This is a genomic window from Sphingomonas sp. NBWT7, assembly GCF_014217605.1.
Taxonomy (GTDB): domain Bacteria; phylum Pseudomonadota; class Alphaproteobacteria; order Sphingomonadales; family Sphingomonadaceae; genus Sphingomonas.
Genome location: NZ_CP043640.1, coordinates 20,415 through 36,994, shown reverse-complemented (window position 1 = coordinate 36,994; position 16,580 = coordinate 20,415). Strand labels below are relative to the sequence as shown.

The 16,580-nt window shown below is 62.6% G+C and carries 16 protein-coding genes and 5 pseudogenes; 13 read left to right on the top strand and 8 right to left on the bottom strand.

Features of this window, described 5'->3' with window-relative positions:
• Positions 1 to 29 precede the first annotated feature (29 nt).
• From F1C10_RS16025 to F1C10_RS16015, 3 genes are read left to right on the top strand one after another with little or no spacing between them, the layout of a single operon-like run.
• Positions 30 to 1,682 (top strand): Mu transposase C-terminal domain-containing protein, encoded by a 1,653-nt coding sequence (locus F1C10_RS16025; protein ID WP_170112583.1) that lies wholly within the window; start codon positions 30 to 32, stop codon positions 1,680 to 1,682.
• Positions 1,679 to 2,602: a TniB family NTP-binding protein gene (locus tag F1C10_RS16020; protein ID WP_107394497.1), complete on the top strand. Its 924-nt coding sequence runs from the start codon at positions 1,679 to 1,681 to the stop codon at positions 2,600 to 2,602. Before F1C10_RS16025 ends, F1C10_RS16020 begins: the two co-directional genes overlap by 4 nt.
• A complete protein-coding gene (locus F1C10_RS16015; protein WP_185210328.1) occupies positions 2,599 to 3,747 on the top strand; it encodes a TniQ family protein in 1,149 nt (382 codons plus the stop codon). Before F1C10_RS16020 ends, F1C10_RS16015 begins: the two co-directional genes overlap by 4 nt.
• 34 nt (positions 3,748 to 3,781) lie before the next feature.
• On the opposite strand, the gene F1C10_RS16010 is transcribed toward F1C10_RS16015, so the two are convergent.
• A complete protein-coding gene (locus F1C10_RS16010) occupies positions 3,782 to 4,672 on the bottom strand; it encodes a recombinase family protein (protein WP_107394495.1) in 891 nt (296 codons plus the stop codon).
• Positions 4,673 to 5,122: 450 nt separating this feature from the next.
• Between F1C10_RS16010 and F1C10_RS16005 the strand changes: the two genes are divergently transcribed.
• Together F1C10_RS16005 and F1C10_RS16000 are read left to right on the top strand one after the other, a co-directional pair.
• On the top strand, positions 5,123 to 6,139 hold the full coding sequence (locus tag F1C10_RS16005; protein ID WP_185210327.1) for a hypothetical protein: 1,017 nt from the start codon (positions 5,123 to 5,125) through the stop codon (positions 6,137 to 6,139).
• 338 nt (positions 6,140 to 6,477) lie between these two features.
• Positions 6,478 to 6,876: pseudogene (locus F1C10_RS16000) on the top strand (chromosome partitioning protein); the annotation flags it as partial.
• Between the two features lie 53 nt (positions 6,877 to 6,929).
• Here F1C10_RS16000 and F1C10_RS15995 read toward each other — a convergent pair.
• Positions 6,930 to 7,694, bottom strand: a complete 765-nt coding sequence (locus tag F1C10_RS15995; RefSeq protein WP_001389365.1) for an IS6-like element IS6100 family transposase — start codon at positions 7,692 to 7,694, stop codon at positions 6,930 to 6,932.
• Between the two features lie 135 nt (positions 7,695 to 7,829).
• Here F1C10_RS15995 and F1C10_RS15990 point away from each other — a divergent pair.
• The 3 genes and pseudogenes from F1C10_RS15990 to F1C10_RS15980 all read left to right on the top strand — a co-directional run.
• A pseudogene (locus F1C10_RS15990) lies at positions 7,830 to 8,718 on the top strand (VOC family protein).
• A gap of 81 nt (positions 8,719 to 8,799) precedes the next feature.
• Positions 8,800 to 9,132, top strand: a complete 333-nt coding sequence (locus F1C10_RS15985) for a non-heme iron oxygenase ferredoxin subunit (RefSeq protein ID WP_185210326.1) — start codon at positions 8,800 to 8,802, stop codon at positions 9,130 to 9,132.
• Between the two features lie 75 nt (positions 9,133 to 9,207).
• A pseudogene (locus F1C10_RS15980) lies at positions 9,208 to 9,363 on the top strand (anthranilate 1,2-dioxygenase); the annotation flags it as partial.
• 119 nt (positions 9,364 to 9,482) lie between these two features.
• Here F1C10_RS15980 and F1C10_RS15975 read toward each other — a convergent pair.
• Positions 9,483 to 10,025 (bottom strand): DUF4143 domain-containing protein, encoded by a 543-nt coding sequence (locus tag F1C10_RS15975; protein WP_258043186.1) that lies wholly within the window; start codon positions 10,023 to 10,025, stop codon positions 9,483 to 9,485.
• Between F1C10_RS15975 and F1C10_RS15970 the strand changes: the two genes are divergently transcribed.
• The 3 genes from F1C10_RS15970 to F1C10_RS15960 all read left to right on the top strand — a co-directional run bounded on the left by F1C10_RS15970 (position 10,012) and on the right by F1C10_RS15960 (position 11,235).
• Positions 10,012 to 10,776, top strand: coding sequence for an IS6-like element IS6100 family transposase (locus F1C10_RS15970; protein WP_001389365.1), 765 nt, complete (start codon positions 10,012 to 10,014; stop codon positions 10,774 to 10,776). The genes F1C10_RS15975 and F1C10_RS15970 overlap by 14 nt on opposite strands.
• 82 nt (positions 10,777 to 10,858) lie before the next feature.
• A complete protein-coding gene (locus tag F1C10_RS16940) occupies positions 10,859 to 10,951 on the top strand; it encodes a hypothetical protein (protein ID WP_374939387.1) in 93 nt (30 codons plus the stop codon).
• A 5-nt stretch (positions 10,952 to 10,956) separates the two neighbouring features.
• Positions 10,957 to 11,235, top strand: coding sequence for a 2Fe-2S iron-sulfur cluster binding domain-containing protein (locus F1C10_RS15960; RefSeq protein WP_185210324.1), 279 nt, complete (start codon positions 10,957 to 10,959; stop codon positions 11,233 to 11,235).
• Between the two features lie 91 nt (positions 11,236 to 11,326).
• Here the strand turns inward: F1C10_RS15960 and F1C10_RS15955 are convergent.
• Positions 11,327 to 12,342: pseudogene (locus F1C10_RS15955) on the bottom strand (IS1595 family transposase).
• Positions 12,343 to 12,512: 170 nt separating this feature from the next.
• Between F1C10_RS15955 and F1C10_RS15950 the strand changes: the two are divergent.
• Positions 12,513 to 13,751, top strand: coding sequence for an NAD(P)/FAD-dependent oxidoreductase (locus F1C10_RS15950; RefSeq protein ID WP_226870539.1), 1,239 nt, complete (start codon positions 12,513 to 12,515; stop codon positions 13,749 to 13,751).
• Between the two features lie 60 nt (positions 13,752 to 13,811).
• Here F1C10_RS15950 and F1C10_RS15945 read toward each other — a convergent pair whose 3' ends face one another.
• A complete protein-coding gene (locus F1C10_RS15945; RefSeq protein WP_226949248.1) occupies positions 13,812 to 14,255 on the bottom strand; it encodes an SDR family oxidoreductase in 444 nt (147 codons plus the stop codon).
• Here F1C10_RS15945 and F1C10_RS15940 point away from each other — a divergent pair.
• Positions 14,254 to 15,089: pseudogene (locus F1C10_RS15940) on the top strand (IS3 family transposase); the annotation flags it as partial. The gene F1C10_RS15945 and the pseudogene F1C10_RS15940 sit on opposite strands and share 2 nt — an antisense overlap.
• 182 nt (positions 15,090 to 15,271) lie before the next feature.
• Here the strand turns inward: F1C10_RS15940 and F1C10_RS15935 are convergent.
• From F1C10_RS15935 to F1C10_RS15925, 3 genes are all read right to left on the bottom strand, one after another.
• A complete protein-coding gene (locus F1C10_RS15935; RefSeq protein ID WP_258043183.1) occupies positions 15,272 to 15,688 on the bottom strand; it encodes a Fic family protein in 417 nt (138 codons plus the stop codon).
• Between the two features lie 2 nt (positions 15,689 to 15,690).
• Positions 15,691 to 15,948 carry a hypothetical protein gene (locus tag F1C10_RS15930; protein ID WP_185210322.1) on the bottom strand — a complete coding sequence of 86 codons (258 nt, stop codon included), beginning with the start codon at positions 15,946 to 15,948 and terminating at the stop codon, positions 15,691 to 15,693.
• Between the two features lie 129 nt (positions 15,949 to 16,077).
• Positions 16,078 to 16,464 carry a DUF3768 domain-containing protein gene (locus F1C10_RS15925; protein WP_185210321.1) on the bottom strand — a complete coding sequence of 129 codons (387 nt, stop codon included), beginning with the start codon at positions 16,462 to 16,464 and terminating at the stop codon, positions 16,078 to 16,080.
• Positions 16,465 to 16,580: the final 116 nt, after the last annotated feature.

The window sequence follows — 16,580 nt, the reverse complement described above, 5'->3', positions numbered from 1 at the left end:
CGAGTCCCTGGCACGATCGGGGATAGGCTATGGCCGAAACGGGCACGGCTCTTACGAGAGCGGATTCTACAGCCTGGAGCATCGCTTGCAATCGCGAGCCGACTATTCGTGCGCTCGCCAACCTACCTAAAATTACCCGCGCCGCCATGTTGGATGCGAGCGCGGAACTGAGTCTGAGCAGGTCGCGCCTTTTTGAGCTGGTGGCGCGCTACCGGGAAGATCCCGTTACCAGTTCCCTTGTCGATCGGCCCGAAGGCTTTCCCAAAGGACGCCGCCGCCTGCCGCCAGAGGTCGACCAGCTCGTCGCCTCCGAAATCGAGCAGTTCTACCTAACCCGCCCCAAGCCAACCCTCGCGCGACTGGTACGCGACATCCGGCACGCCTGTTATGAGCGCGGCCTACGCTCTCCAACGCGTAAGACGATCGCCGCACGCGTTGCCACGATCGACCGGGAGCGGCTCATCAGGAAGCGCGACGGGGCGAAAGCAGCGTCTGATCGATATAGACCAGTGATCGGATCTTACACAGCCGACCATCCTCTTCAGATCGTCCAGATGGATCACACGCCTGCCGACATCATCATCGTCGACGAACATTTCCGCAAACCTCTCGGTCGCCCGACGTTGACCCTGCAGATCGACATCGCGACGCGCGTGATCCCAGGCTTCTATATCTCGCTCGAAAGCCCGTCGGCCACGTCAGTCGGCATGGCGATCCGTCACGCGGTCCTGCCAAAGATGGCTTGGCTTGAGGAGCGGGAGATCAAGATTGATTATCCCATCTTCGGCATTCCCAAGACACTGCATCTCGACAATGCCCCAGAGTTCCGGTCCCGGGCGCTGAAGCGCGGCTGCCAGCAGCATGGCATCAATCTCAAGTACCGGCCCCGACGTACGCCCCACTACGGCGGCCACATTGAGCGCCTGATCGGAACAACGATCGGCGCCGTGCACCTCCTACCGGGTACGACCTTCTCAAATATCCAAGCCAAAGGCGATTACGACGCGGAAGGCCAAGCCTGCATGACACTGCGCGAGTTCGAGCAATGGTTTACGATTGAAGTTGGCGTCTATCATGGTTCGATTCATAGCGAGCTTGGCATTCCTCCCCTCACGGCCTGGGCCGACGGGCTCGGTGTTCGCCCCGATCCGCTCCGGCTCCCGGCCGATCCCGATCGCTTCCTGCTGAATTTTCTCCCTTTCGAAATGCGGAAGATCAGGCGTGAGGGTATCGAGCTGTTCCACGCCTTCTACTGGCACGGCGGTTTAGCCAGCCTCATCGCAAACTGCGGCCAAAAGCTCCCGATCAAATACAATCCCCTCAACCTCTCGGCAGTCTACGTCGAGCTGTCCGATAACGAGCATCTGACGGTCCCGCTTAGTGATCGGCGGCGGCCTGCCATCACTAAGTTCGAGCACGACCTGGCAGTCCGAACGCTGCGCGAGCGCGGGCGCCAGGCTGTCGATGAACAGTCGCTGTTTGACATGGTCAACGAGCAGCGGCGCATCGTCCTTGACGCGATCCACAAGACTAAGGCGGCCCGAAAATCCGCGCAGCGTGTTGCCTATGCCCTCGAAGCAGGTTTTCCGCCGTCCCCGCACTCTCTGCCGCCGCCGCCCACATCGCCCGAGCCGGATGATACGGAGCCTATTGTCCCGTTCCAGATCGAGGAACGATTATGACCGACCTCTACGATCATTTGTTTCCCGCATATCGCGAGCAGGCGGTGTTATCCGATGAAGAGCGCATCGACTGGCTGCGACGCGACCGATGGGTTTCGCTTCCGCAAGCCGAAGCGGCACTCGGCAGGCTTGAGGATCTGCTGACCTATCCGCAGCGCGGGCGCATGCCCTGCCTGCTGCTGTTCGGATCGACCGGGATGGGTAAGAGTGAAATCCTCAACCGCTTCGCTGAACTACACGCGAGCAGGTACGACAAGCGCGCCGGTCTCACGACCATGCCGATCGTGATGGTGCAGATGCCGCCGCAACCGACTGAGGACGAATTCTACACTGAGCTTATGCTGGCGATGAACTATGCCGAGTTCGATCATATCAGCCTGCGATCGCTGCGCTCACTCGCACGACGGACCCTTGGCGAGTTCGGAACCAAGGTGCTTGTGCTCGACGAAATCGATAAGATGCTGGCGGGCTCGCCGCGCCAGCAACGGATATTCCTCAACACTATCCGTTTTCTGACCAACGATTTGCGCATCCCGATCGTATGCGCGGGCACGGAAGATGCGCGCATCGCGATCCTCACCGATCCCAATCTCGCCGACCGCTTTGCCGCTTTCGAGCTTGCCCCATGGCGTAACGATCACAGCCTGCGCCAGCTTATGGCGAGTTTCGCGGGATTGCTGCCCTTACGCCGTTCTTCCCGGCTCGATGACCATGAGGTCCGTCAACGCGTCATTGCGCTAACCGAGGGCGTGACAGGCCGGATATTCCGAATCATGGAGGCTGTCGCCATTGAGGCGATCCGCAACGGCCGCGAGATGATCGACGCCGACAGCTTCGAAGACGACCAGCTATTGCTCCCGCTCGTGTCGATGCAAGTAATTGCCAGCGCCAAGCGGGCGATGCGCCGGCGCGCGGCATGATTGCACCCAATGTACCGCTCGCTGACGAACTGCTCACGTCCTGGCATGCGCGCCAGCGCCGATCGCGCCGCGGACGAACGCTTTCCAAGCCCAAAGCGGTTCGAGATCGCAAAGGCAACTGGCGACACCCCGATATTCGGCCGATGCAGGCTTGGCTGAAAGCCGCCGCCGATCGCCTGGACGTGTCGGCAATTCGCTTGGCCGAGCAAAGCCTTGCACGGCGATACCCTGCTCTCGCGCTCGACTTTCTGGTCTGGGAGCACCTACCCCGCCCGGTCGACTATCCCGAAGTCAGCGCCGTTCCGAGGCTCGGCATCTCCTGGTGTAGCCGGTGCCTCGCAGAGGGCTTTGCCAATGACGAACCTGCCTACGTCCGGCAGCAATGGGTATTGGCCGCTTCAGGGTTCTGCCACCGGCACCGCTGGCCTTTGGAGGACCGGTGCAACGCGTGCGGATCGCTGAACTGGCGCTTTGCGACGCCGGCCCGCGGGCCGCTACGAATGATCTGCGGGGCATGCTGGCGACCACTGGAAAGAGCTTCCGTGTCGACACTCGACGCTGAAAAGGCCGCCCGGGCCTGCTGGGACCACGCCATTACATTCGAGTTGCAGTTGATGGGTGCCATGGCAGGCAAAACCCCCGACCAGTTCCGCTTCAACTTCACATCGGCCAGCCAGCTCCTCGATCAGGTGCGCGACATTTGCAGCCTCCTGACCCGATCCCCGCCGGGCCACGACCATTGGGGAGGCAGGACCAGGGCCATCGCGCTCAACGATTTCGCATGCGACGCGATAACGCCCGGCATGCGCGACTACCGATTTCTTTCATACGATGAACCGAACCCACTCGCCACGGCAACACCACTGCTGCGCCGGTGCCTCCTTGCGGCCGCCCACGCAATCATCGACTCCGATCCAGGGACGACCACCGCGCTGTTCGGCCCTGACGCACCGCCGGCAATCGACACCTTCGTCGCCGGGATGAATCGCGAGCTGCTTGACAGCTATCCCGCCGCCACGGGCCACTGGTCTCCCACGTTCACTCGACAAATTGAGGCTGCAAAGCAGCGGAGGCGGCGGCGCTCGACCCTCGCAAAGTTCAAACTACGCCGTTTCGCCGGCAACACAGCCTTCGCGGAGGTGTAGCGGTCATCTCGCGGGACTTCCTTCCAAGCCCCGCTCAGGTGTCCATCAAATGCAGCTTCTCGGCTTGGTCAATCACCCGCCGGACCCCTTCAGGCGACCACGCCAGCCCACCCCGCGGAGTTGGTTCACGCAGATCCCGTGTCAGCCACGCGGCGATTTCTCGCAGCGAAGAATCCGGATGCGTCTTTCGTCGATCGGCGACAAGCCGCGCGACCCGCGTATCAGGCGGCAAGCGCGGCGCCGGATCGAGGATCGTCGGGTCCGCATACCCTGCCTTGACCAGCGTTCGGCACGCTTTCACGAGCGTCCGCTCACTGAACGAACGAACCGGCGGTGTGATCGCGCGGATTTGTCGCAGCACGATCCCCCAGGGGAGGTGTGGCCGCAGTCGCGCGACCGTGGGTAACCATCGGTGCCGATCATCGACCAGTTCATGGAGATAGCGCTCCTTGAGGGCGTACCGGATGTCTGCGATCGCCGCTGGATCGCGCGAGCGCATCTTCGGGTTCCCGGGCTTCGCCCCGCGCGCGACAGCGGCCTTGAGGCCGGCCCTGGTCCGTTCGCGGATCAATGCTCGCTCGAATTCGGCGAAGGCGCCGAGCATCTGGGTCATCAGCATGCCTTGCGCGCTCGACGTGTCGATGGGATCGTGGATCGAGCGGAAATAGGCCCCCTTCCCCCGCAAGGTCTCGACGATCTCGAGCAGATGCGAGAGCGACCGGGCCAAGCGGTCGATCCGGACCACCAGCAGCGTGTCGCCGTGCCGCACGCGCTCGAGCGCTCGTGCAAGGTTCGGCCGATCGCGGCTGCCACCGCTCGCCTTGTCCTCGAGGATCACCGTGCAACCCTCAGCGCGCAAGGCACTGAGCTGCGCGGCGGTGTCCTGTTCGTCGGTCGAGACGCGCGCGTAGCCGATCAGGGCCATTTGTCACATTCCATATAATGGGGTCAAACGACCGGTTGCCCCCATATGATATGAATTCGAGGACCTTATGGCCAGCTTTGATTGAGGTGGTCGAGTTCGATCGGCCCATCTCGACGGCCACAGAACCCGCTGTCAGCCCGGCTCTCCCGCGCGGACAGGCAGCGTCGGCTTTCACATCCTGGCGAGCTCGAAAATGCGGGCAGTCTGCGGGGTTTTCTCGGCAGAGGCCGCACCAGTCCGGGGGTTTGCTACCCAGAATCCGGCGGTTTGGGGACAATCTGGCGCGCTACGTCGCGCGGTAAGCCAGAGTCCGGTCGTATGGGGAAACCGACAGCGCCCAGCGATACCGCCAACACCTTCTATTGTATAGAGTGGTGATAACGGTCCATTATCAACACTGTGCGTATCGGCAACATGGACCGAGATCAGCTTTGCGGATACAATCGGGCGATGGCGCGCCCCTCCCCTGCCCTGATTTCGGTTCCCTGGACCGTAGAATTGGCCAGCGCGCTCGAATCGGCAGCAGCCGCGATCGCACGACTGGACGCCCGGGTTTCCGCCAGTTCCGTGGCATCCGCCTGGTCCCTTCGCGCGGCGTGGAGCGGTTATGCCACAGCCCTCCAGCTGCAGGGTGTCGAAATCGACGAGGCGGAGGTATTTGCATGGGGAACGGGGGTGCCTTTGCCCGGCCGACAGCATCGATCGTCGTTGGACGACCCGTTCTCGGCGTTCGATGGCTGGCGGCGATCGTTGGCCGCGACCGGCCATCACTGGCAGGAGCAGCTCCCGTTCACCCCCGAGCTCGACGACGGGTTTGCCGCTGCACCGGCCTTGCTGCGCGCCTGCGAGGTAATGCGACAGTTCGCTTTGGCTGATCGGTCGATTCAGCCGTGGCTGTGGCTGCCCGTCCTGCTCCACCGGATGGGCGTCACCCAGGCGCCCCTCCCCTCGCTCGCCGGTGGCCACAAGGCGCTGCGGTTCGGCAGCCTCCAGGCAGGACCGCAATGCCTGCGCTTGCTCCGCCAGATGACCAGGGCCGCGGATCAATCGATCGCCAGTATTGACGCGATCGAGGACGACCGGCGCAGGGCGATCTATGCCATTTCGGGACTTCACCGCCCAGGCTTGCTTACCGCGCTCGCCGCCGCCCTGCTCCACCATCCGGTCACCAGCCCCGATCGGATCGCAGAGACACTTGGCCTGACGCTCTCCGGCGCCGGCAAGCTGCTCGATCGCGCCGCCAGTATGGCACTGGTCAGGGAAGTGAGTGGTCGCCGCTCCTGGCGGGTCTACGCCGCCCCTGATGTCGCGATCGCACTGGGACTAGCCCCTGCGCTGCGCGGCCGACCCCGCAAGGCGCTCGATCCATTAGTTCCGCCAAAAGACATCGACGATATCGTTTCCACCTTCGATCGGGAGATGGCCGAATTCGACGCTCGCTTCGGTTCGTTGGCCAACGGCGCCTGACGCCGCAGCGGGAAGTTCGCATCAAGCATGATCGCGCGCCCCCGGTTCACCGCCGGTGGCCAACCAGTCGCGCCAATTGGTCGGTTTCCTTCGGTACGAAACCGCGCCAATTTTCGTCTCGACAGAGTGTTAGCTCGATTTTCGCGCATATTGTCCGGCGCTACGGCGCCCCTCGTTCGTTCGGTTGGACTATGCCCCTGCTCCGCGCCACCAAACCGGCCCACAAACTGAACGGAAGATCCAAAGCATGCGGTTCGCCTGATCTCTTTTGCACTCAACATTGACGATTGAATGGAAACCGGCCTATGTAACCATAAATTGGTTCAGGGTGGAAGACAATGGCCGAATTGACTTCAGATGCATCGCGAATAGCAGAATTGGCGGATGCGGGCGTCCGCATGATTGAGCGGCTTCGCCGCAAGGCCTTCCTTCCCGATACCCGCAAAGGTCTCGATGTGCGTTATGGAATCGCCGAAGCCGCCACGCTCCTCGGCTGTTCGACCAACCGCATCCGCATGGCCGAGGAGGACGGTCGCCTCCCCCAGCCGCCGGCTACCGATTTGGGACGCCGGGCGGGCTACACGATCGAAGAGCTCCTTCATATGCGCGATGTCCTTGGCGCGTCGCCTGCCCGCGCGCCCCTCGATCAGCCGCCCATTATCGCTGTCCAGAATTTCAAAGGCGGCGTCGGCAAATCGACCGTTACCACCCACCTTGCACATTATTTGGCGGTGCAGGCTCTGTTGCAAAGATTGGCGGCAGTCAGAGGTAGGCTGTCGCTCTGCGCCGATCAGGCGGCTGCTGCGAAATGGTGGTTGAGCATGCCCATGGCCTCCGTCAGCGCCGAGGGCCCAATGCCAAAAGCTCTCTCCACAAGGCGCACCTCGCCCCTGATGCCGGGCTGCAGGCACCAGGGGCGAGCCTGTCCTTTGCGCAGGGCTCGCATGACTTCGAATCCCTTGATCGTGGCATAGGCCGTGGGGATCGATTTGAAACCGCGCACCGGCTTGATCAGTATCTTGAGCTTTCCGTGATCGGCCTCGATCACGTTATTGAGATACTTCACCTGCCGGTGGGCCGTCTCCCGGTCCAGCTTTCCTTCGCGCTTCAATTCGGTGATCGCTGCACCATAGCTCGGCGCTTTGTCGGTATTGAGCGTGGCAGGCTTTTCCCAGTGCTTCAGGCCTCGCAGGGCCTTGCCCAGGAACCGCTTCGCTGCCTTGGCGCTGCGGGTCGGCGACAGGTAGAAATCGATCGTGTCGCCCCGCTTGTCGACTGCCCGGTACAGGTAGGTCCACTTGCCCCGCACCTTGACGTAGGTTTCATCCAGGCGCCAGCTCGGATCAAAGCCACGCCGCCAGAACCAGCGCAGCCGCTTCTCCATCTCCGGGGCGTAGCACTGGACCCAGCGATAGATCGTCGTATGGTCGACCGAAATGCCGCGTTCCGCCAGCATTTCCTCAAGGTCGCGATAGCTGATCGGATAGCGACAATACCAGCGCACCGCCCACAGGATCACATCACCCTGGAAATGGCGCCACTTGAAATCCGTCATCGTTCCGTCCGTCCAATCTCCGCCAAGCATGCTCAAGCTTCACGATTTTTGCAACAGAGTTGGACTAAGGCGCGGGGGGCGGGACCGGGCTGGGGTGCCGGGCTTGAAGTAGAGACAAGAGAGAGGATGAGCGCGATGTCGCAAGTGACCGAGCTGGGTTATATCGGTCTGTCCATATCGACGTTGAGGCGTGGAAGGATTATGCGGCGTCGATCGTCGGCATGGAGATCGTCGACGAGGGTGAGGGCGACCGCATTTATCTGCGGATGGACAAGTGGCATCACCGCCTCACGCTGCACATCGATGGCGGCGACGACCTGGCCTATATCGGCTGGCGGTTGCGGGTCCGTCCGAGTTCAACGAGCTGGTCGAGAAGCTGCGGCTCAACAACCTCGACATTCGCGTGGCGTCGTAGGAGGAATGCGCCGAGCGGCGTGTTCTGGGCCTGGCCAAGACGGTCGATCCGGGCGGCAACCCGACCGAGATCTTCTATGGTCCGCTGGTCGACAACTGGCGTGCGTTCCACCCGGGGCGGCCGATGTTCGGCAAGTTCATGACCGCCAAGGAAGGCATCGGCCACTGAATCTTGCGCCAGGACGACATTCCTGCCGCGGTGCGCTTCTACGAGATGCTCGGCCTCACCGGCTCGGTCGAGTACAAGCTTCCGCTTCCCGGCGGCATGGTGGCGCAGCCTTATTTCATGCACGTCAACGGGCGCCAACATTCGGTGGCGTTCGGCGCTTGGGCCGATGAAGAAGCGGATCAAGATGCTCGAATATACCGATCTCGACGATCTGGGGGTGGCGCACGACATCATCCGCCAGCGCAAGATCGACGTTGCGCTGCAGCTGGGCAAGCATTCGACCGACGAGGCTTTGACCTTCTACTGCGCCAACCGTCGGGCTGGCTGTGGGAGCTGGGCTGGGGTGCCAAGAAGGCGGACAACCAGCAGGAATATTACAGCCGCGACATTTTCGGCCACGGCAACGAGGCCGCCGGCTACGGGATGGACATCGAGCTCTAACCGAGCGTTTGAAGTCTTGGGCGATGGACGCCGGGGTCTTGATGATCCCGGCGTCCCAGCGACGATTGCGAGAAGGATGATATGAGCGAGCTGATTCGCCTGTGCCGAGTGGATGAGGTGAAGGAGGGCGAGCCGGTGGCGGCGCATGTCGCCGGGCTGCCGCCGTTTGCGGTCTATGATGTCGGGGGCACTTATTATGTGACCGACAACATCTGCACGCACGGCAATGCGATGCTGACCGACGGCTATCAGGACGGCGGCACGATCGAATGCCCGTTCCATGGCGGCGCGTTCGACATTGCGAGCGGGGCGGCGACGGTGTTCCCGTGCCAGATCCCGCTCAAGACCTATAGTGTCGAGGTCGACGACGGCTGGATCGCGATCCGGCTGGCATCGCCCGAAGCGGGCGCCTGAAATGGGAGCTGAGATGGGGGCACGGACGGGGTTCGAGGAAGCTGGGGCGCGCGATCTTCACCAGGAGGTTGAGGACTGGTGGCGCGCCATGCCGAGCTGATCGACGAGGACCGTCTGGAGGAATGGCCCGAGCTGTTCACCCAGGAGTGCGTCTACAAGATCATCGCGCGCGAGAATGTCGACCGCGGCCTGCCGATCGCGGCGATCTTCTGCGACAGCCGCAAGATGCTGGTGTGAACCGACAATTTAAGCTGCAATCTGCTTTGAACGCGGAATGCCGCCAACCGACAGATTATGCTGCAGCGGACGAGACTTCACACGCACCGTGATTGCCAGCCCGGGCGCAATTCTCATGATGGTTTTGAAGTCCCGGCCACCAGCTGCTCCAGCGCCTGCACCAGAGGCATTGCCGTGATGCCGTGCGGCTTCGGGTAGGCCATTTCTCCGGGGTAAATCAGCCAGCGCTTCTCGATCTCGAGATCGTCACAGGCAAGGTGAAACCCGCGCTCAACGCTGGGCGCCGTCGACCGCTTCACTTCGATGGCCACTTCGGGAACGCCGCCGGACACGAGGATGAGGTCTATCTCCGCACCATTCGCCGTCCGGTAGAAATGGGCATCGTAGCGATCGCCGACCGCGCCGATGATGTTCTCGATAACCATTCCTTCCCAGCTGGTGCCGGCGACAGGATGGGAAAGAATGTCGTCGAGCTTTTCGAGGCGCAGCAGGGCATGCAACAGCCCGCTGTCGCGAACATAGAGCCTCGGTGCCTTCACCAGTCGTTTGCCGACATTGGCAAACCAGGGATTGAGCCTGCGGGCTCTGTTGCAAAAATCGTGAAGCTTGAGCATGCTTGGCGGAGATTGGACGGACGGAACGATGACGGATTTCAAGTGGCGCCATTTCCAGGGTGATGTGATCCTGTGGGCGGTGCGCTGGTATTGTCGCTATCCGATCAGCTATCGCGACCTTGAGGAAATGCTGGCGGAACGCGGCATTTCGGTCGACCATACGACGATCTATCGCTGGGTCCAGTGCTACGCCCCGGAGATGGAGAAGCGGCTGCGCTGGTTCTGGCGGCGTGGCTTTGATCCGAGCTGGCGCCTGGATGAAACCTACGTCAAGGTGCGGGGCAAGTGGACCTACCTGTACCGGGCAGTCGACAAGCGGGGCGACACGATCGATTTCTACCTGTCGCCGACCCGCAGCGCCAAGGCAGCGAAGCGGTTCCTGGGCAAGGCCCTGCGAGGCCTGAAGCACTGGGAAAAGCCTGCCACGCTCAATACCGACAAAGCGCCGAGCTATGGTGCAGCGATCACCGAATTGAAGCGCGAAGGAAAGCTGGACCGGGAGACGGCCCACCGGCAGGTGAAGTATCTCAATAACGTGATCGAGGCCGATCACGGAAAGCTCAAGATACTGATCAAGCCGGTGCGCGGTTTCAAATCGATCCCCACGGCCTATGCCACGATCAAGGGATTCGAAGTCATGCGAGCCCTGCGCAAAGGACAGGCTCGCCCCTGGTGCCTGCAGCCCGGCATCAGGGGCGAGGTGCGCCTTGTGGAGAGAGCTTTTGGCATTGGGCCCTCGGCGCTGACGGAGGCCATGGGCATGCTCAACCACCATTTCGCAGCAGCCGCCTGATCGGCGCAGAGCGACAGCCTACCTCTGACTGCCGCCAATCTTTGCAACAGAGCCGCTCGGCGTGCCTCGCGAGTCGATCCGCGTGATCCTGCGCGAGATCCCGGATGCGAATTTCGCGGTGGCGGGCGTGACCTTCGCCGCGCGCAAAACCAATACTTTGAAAGCGGCAAGCTGACCACGATGATCAAGCATCAAGTCCAGATCGTCGATGGCAGCCGCTTCGAATGCCCCAAGGAGGAACGGGTCCTGATCGCGATGGAGCGCTTGGGGCTGAATGACATTTTCGTCGGCTGCCGCGGCGGCGGGTGCGGCGTGTGCAAGGTGAAGGTGACCAGCGGAAATTATCGCACCGGTAAAATGAGCAGGCTACAAGTGAGCGAGGCGGAAGAGGCGGGGGGTTATGCGCTCGCCTGCAAGCTGTTCCCGCTCGACAATCTCGTCATCGAATTGCCCAACTAAAAACTTTTTGTCAGAAGACGGAAAATGCAGCCTAAGCAATCTCGACGACCGCAAGATCGGCATGTTCGATCAATAACGCGTGCCTATCCGGTTAACGCAGACACCCACTACATGTGGGGTGCGCCCAGCCACCGGAATATAGCTCGGCGTAGGTCGAGCTTTCACCTCGCCCGCAATTCCGAGGAGCGAGCGGAAGGCGTTGAACGGGTAGAACCGTCTGTTGAAGCGGAACGTGAACTCGTTGAGGTAGGCCTGCAAATGCTTTGCGCTCACGCCGTGGTGGATGCCGTTGAGCCAAGTCTTCAGGTTGCTGAAGACGAGGTGGATGATCGGCATGAACTCCTCGGCCACCTCGGGGTCGCCACATTCGGCGATTGCGTGGTGGTCATAGCCGCGTGTCCGCAGGTTGCCATAGCCGCTCCAATCGTCGGTGACGATCAGCGACCCCGGCATGACGGCACTCCCTACGAAGCCGCACAGCGAATCGGCGCTGCGGTCGGCGGCGATAGACAGCCGCACCCGACCGGCAAAGCGGCCATCCTTACGCTTGTCCTGGGCTGTACCCGGCTCCCGGTGGCGGACTTCGACGGCGGCAGCCACCAGCGTCTTATGATGAACACCCCGGCCTTCGCCGCGTGTCTTTCCACCGACATAGGTTTTCGTCCACCTCGACATGACCGTCCGTCTTGCCGCCGATCCGGTCCTGCTCGGGCCGTACCATGCCCGCGCGGAGCTTGTGCAGGATTCCGAAGGCGGTTTCGTACCGTGTCAGCCCAAGCTGCTGGAACTGAACCGCCGACATGCCTGCGTCTGGCTGGCGACCAGATAGGCTGCCCAGAACCATGTGCTCAAGGGCGTGTGGCTGCGTTCCATGACCGTGCCGACGGTCAATCCCGTCTGGCGGCGGCAAGCGCGACAGGTCAGGACGCCGGGCCGCGTAGCGATGCGGAAAGGCTCACCCACAATGCCACAATGCGGGCAGGCGAACCCGTCACCCCAGCGAATCCTTTCCAAGTAGGCGGCGCAGGCCCCATCGTCGGGAAAAAGCCGCTGAAACTCGGGGAGCGATTGCGGGAAGGGCAGATCGGTGCGGCCGAGAACGTCCATAACCCACTACCCGCTTCACGCACACAATCTATCCCTAGTGGGTGTATGCGTCAACCGGATAGGCACGCAATAACGATCGTCACGAAAAGCAGAGGAAAGTTAGGCCAATCCCGGTTCAATCAAACCGGGATTGAGTCTAAGTTCGGTTCGAAGGGTACGGAGGCTAATTTATGATCGCTTCGGTTGTGATTGTCGGCGCCAACCTTGCAGGGGGACGCGCCGCCGAAGCGCTCCGGCTCAACGGCTATGAAGGACGGATCGTCCTGATCGGGGAGGAGCGGTGGCTGCCCTATGAGCGGCCGCCGCTCTCCAAGGAATGCCTGTGGGACAGGGACCAGCTTCCCGAGAATTTCTTCCTCCACGACCAGCAATGGTATGAAGACAATAAGATAGAGCTGGAGCTCGGCGTGCGCGCCGAAGCACTGGAGCTTTCCGGCCGAGGGGTTCGGCTGGCCTCCGGCAAGGAAATCCCGGCCGATCGCATCCTGCTCGCGACCGGCGGCAAGGCGCGCTTGTTGCCGCTCGATGGTGCGACCGCCGCCAATGTCCATCATTTGCGGACCAAGGATGACGCCGACCGGCTCGCGGCAGATCTCAAGCCGGGTGCGCGTATCGTCGTCATCGGCATGGGCGTGATCGGCGCTGAGGTCGCCGCGAGCGCGCGCAAGAGCGGCTGTGAGGTCACCGCGATCGAGCCGGCGCCGGTGCCGATGATCCGCACGCTCGGTGCGCATTTTGGCGCCTGGCTCGGCCGCGAGCACGACAAGCGCGGGGTGAAGGCGCGTTACGGCATCGGCGTGACCAGGCTGTATCTTGACGGCGGCCTGGTCCGCACCGTCGAGCTCGACGATGGCACGCGCATCGATTGCGACGCGGTGGTGGTCGGGATCGGCATCGTGCCCTCGACCGAGCTTGCCGCCAACGCCGGGCTAGCGATCGGCAACGGCATCGTCGTCGATCGCCAGGGGCGCACCAGCCATGAGGCGGTGTTCGCGGCGGGCGACGTCGCCGACCAGCCCAATTTCTTCGGCGGCCGGGTGCGGCTCGAAACCTATCAGAATGCCGCCGATCAGGGCATGGCCGCGGCGCAGGCGATGATCGGCCGCGAGGTCGATTATCTGAAGCCCTGCTGGTTCTGGTCCGACCAATATGACATCAACATCCAGGTCTCCGGCCGGATCGACGACAGCCTGCCGGTGGTGATGCGCGGCGAGCTCGACAGCAGCCAGTTCACCGCTTTCTTCCTCGACGGCAACGTCGTCGCCGGCGTGCTGACCGCAAATCGCGCGGTCGACATGGGCGTCGGCAAGAGGATGGTCGAGCGTCGGCTCGAGGTCGACCCGGGTCAGCTCGGCGACGCCTCGATTCCGCTCCGCGAGTTCTTGAAGCCCAAGGCGCGGGCGGCATAGGCCTGCGGTGAAACCCTCTCCCGTACGGAAGAGGGTGGGCGCCTTGGACGCCCCCTCAGATCAGCCTATCCCGCCGCCTGCCACGTACAGCGTCTGGCCGGTGATGTAGGACGCCTCGGGCGAGGCGAAAAAGCAGATCGCGGCGGCCAATTCTTCCGGCGCCGCGAAGCGCTTCATCAAGGTGTCGCGCAACGTCTGCTCGCCGACTTCGCCGAAACCCTTGATGTCGGCCTCGGTCGGCGGCTTGGGATTGCGCGGCGTGACCCGCTCGACATTGACTCCGCCGGGAGCGACGCAATTGACCCGGATCGGCCGGTCGTCGAGGTCGAACGACAGCGCCTGGGTAAGCGCCGACACTCCGCCTTTGGCCGCGGCATAGGGGACCCGGTTGATGCCGCGCGTTGCGACCGGGCCGATGTTTACGATCGCGCCGCTGTTCGCTTCGAGCATCAGCGGCAGCACGGCATGGCAGCACCACATTGTCGGCCATAAGGAGCGCTGGATCTCGGCCTCTCAGGCGCGCCGTATGAAGGATCTGGAGAAGGAGAATCTGCGGCTTGGCCGGGCGATATCCAACCTGACGCTGGATAAGCTCATTCTCCAGGAGGCCGCCCGGGGAAACTTCTGAGCCCCGCGCGGCGACGGCGCTGTATCGACCAGCTGTGGCGAGAGCTACCGGTGTCCGAACGACGGATTTGCCAGGTGCTCGGACAGCATCGGTCGACCCATCGCAAGGTAGCGCGCGGGGCGGACGACAAGCAGGCGCTGACCGAGGACATCATCGCTTTGGCCAAGCAATATGGTCGCTATGGCTATCGACGTGTCACCGCCCTGCTGCGCGACGCGGGGTGGACAGTGAACCGCAAGCGGGTCGAGCGGATCTGGCGACGCGAGGGGCTCAAGGTGCCGCAGCGGCAGCCGAAGCGCGGGCGGCTGTGGCTCAACGATGGCTCCTGTATCAGGCTCCGGCCGGAATATCCGGGCCATGTGTGGGCCTATGACTTCGTTCAGGGCCGCACTCACGACGGGCGCAAGTTCCGGATCCTGACCATTATCGATGGGGCCAGCCGGGAATGCCTGGCGCTCATCGTCGCCAGGAAGCTACGTCACGAGGACGTGCTGGCCGCGTTGGCCGAGTTGTTCGTCATGCGCGGGCCTCCGGCACACATCAGGTCCGCTAATGGTCCTGAATTTATCGCTACGGCCGTCCAGAAGTGGCTCGGCAAGATCGGCGTGAAGACGCTCTACATCGCGCCGGGATCACCTTGGGAGAATGGCTACAATGAGAGCTTCAACGGGTCGCTGCGCGACGAGCTGCTCAACGGCGAGATCTTCTATCCTCCGAGCGCTCCCAGCTGATATAACCTTCATGCGAGCCGGGAATCAGCGCCAACCACTCATCCCGGGCCTTGCGACGACTCCTCGTCCGCAGGGCGGCGCCATCATATCCAGCTACAACGTGGGTTTTACCATAGGCATACAGGATCGCCTTGCGCTCAAGATGCTGGGGACCGATCTTCTCACAGATCATCGCTCTTCTCCTCCCGTGCCGCGCAGGGGGCGCCGGTGGCGTGGTCGAGCAGTAGACGCACGATCAGGGGCATCAACTTCAGCCCGCGAAGGCCGTTCTTCGCCCCTACGTCGGCGAACAGCTTGTCGAGTTCCCGCGCGATGTAGGGCACGTGCGCGAAACGCGCACCGCCCTTGGCGGTGTCGACGGTGCGGTCCTGGCCAGCCCATTCGTAGAGGTCTTGGAAGAGATGCTTATGCAGGGCACGGTAGCCGTCGGCCGTTGCCGGAAAGGTCAGGCGCGCGGCTTCCGCGCCGCGCGCCTGAGTAAGTCGCCGCTCGGCCTCTGTGAGCGTCTTATCATCGGTGATCCCAAGCCGGTTCCGAAGCGTGTCGGTGCCGGGATAGGTATAAGGATCGTTCGCCAAGGTCAGGCGGCGATCTGGCTGGTTCCCGGTTTGTAGAGGTCGAGAATGATCGACGGCATCAGCGCGGGAGGCACGCCCTCGTCAAGCATCAGCGCGAACATCGCATCCTCGGCCTCGGTCGGCGTCATGTCCTCAATGACGAGGTTGGCCCGTGACTCCGAAACGTCGTCGCGCCAAAGGGCAATCTGCTCCGGGGTGCCGCGCTCGAAGGACATCGAGCGAATGCGACCGCGAAGCGCCTCAAGATCGATGTGAGCCATCAAGTCATCTCCTTTCCCCATTAACCCTACGCTTTCTAGGGCGATTCCTCAACAAATCACTTGGGCTTGGCGGTCGCGACACATCGCGATCCGCGCTACGACGAGCGCGGATCGCTCGGACTCCAAGCCTCAATATTCACTTGCGAGCATGATCGTCAGCACGCGCTTGGTCCGCCGCTCATCCCACGGCGCGTCACTGCCGAAGGTGAGGCTGTTATCGTAGTAATCCAGTTTCCAGAACACGGTCGCTGCAATGGTCTTCTCGTCACTCGGCCGCTGCTGCGTCCATTCCCCAGTCGCTAGGCGGTAGATCGCGCCGAAGTCATGCTCGCCATAGGGGTCATTGTTGCCGTCAAATTGCGTGAAGCTTACAATTTGCGCGAGCGCGGCGAAACGGTCCGCGTCGGGGAGGGACTGAAAGCCCATCGTCACGTTGGCGATCGATGCCGTGCCCGGCTTGGTGCGGGCGGCGTCGTTGAGGCGGCGGATGGTGTCGAGGTGTTCGGGATTGCGCATGACTGATCCTCCTTCTGGCATGGGCCGTAAGGCCACGGCCTGCGGCCCTGCCGTTCCGGCGAGGAACGGGATGGGGAGGGGGGGGCGAGAATCTACCGCTGGCGCGGGCGAGCCGT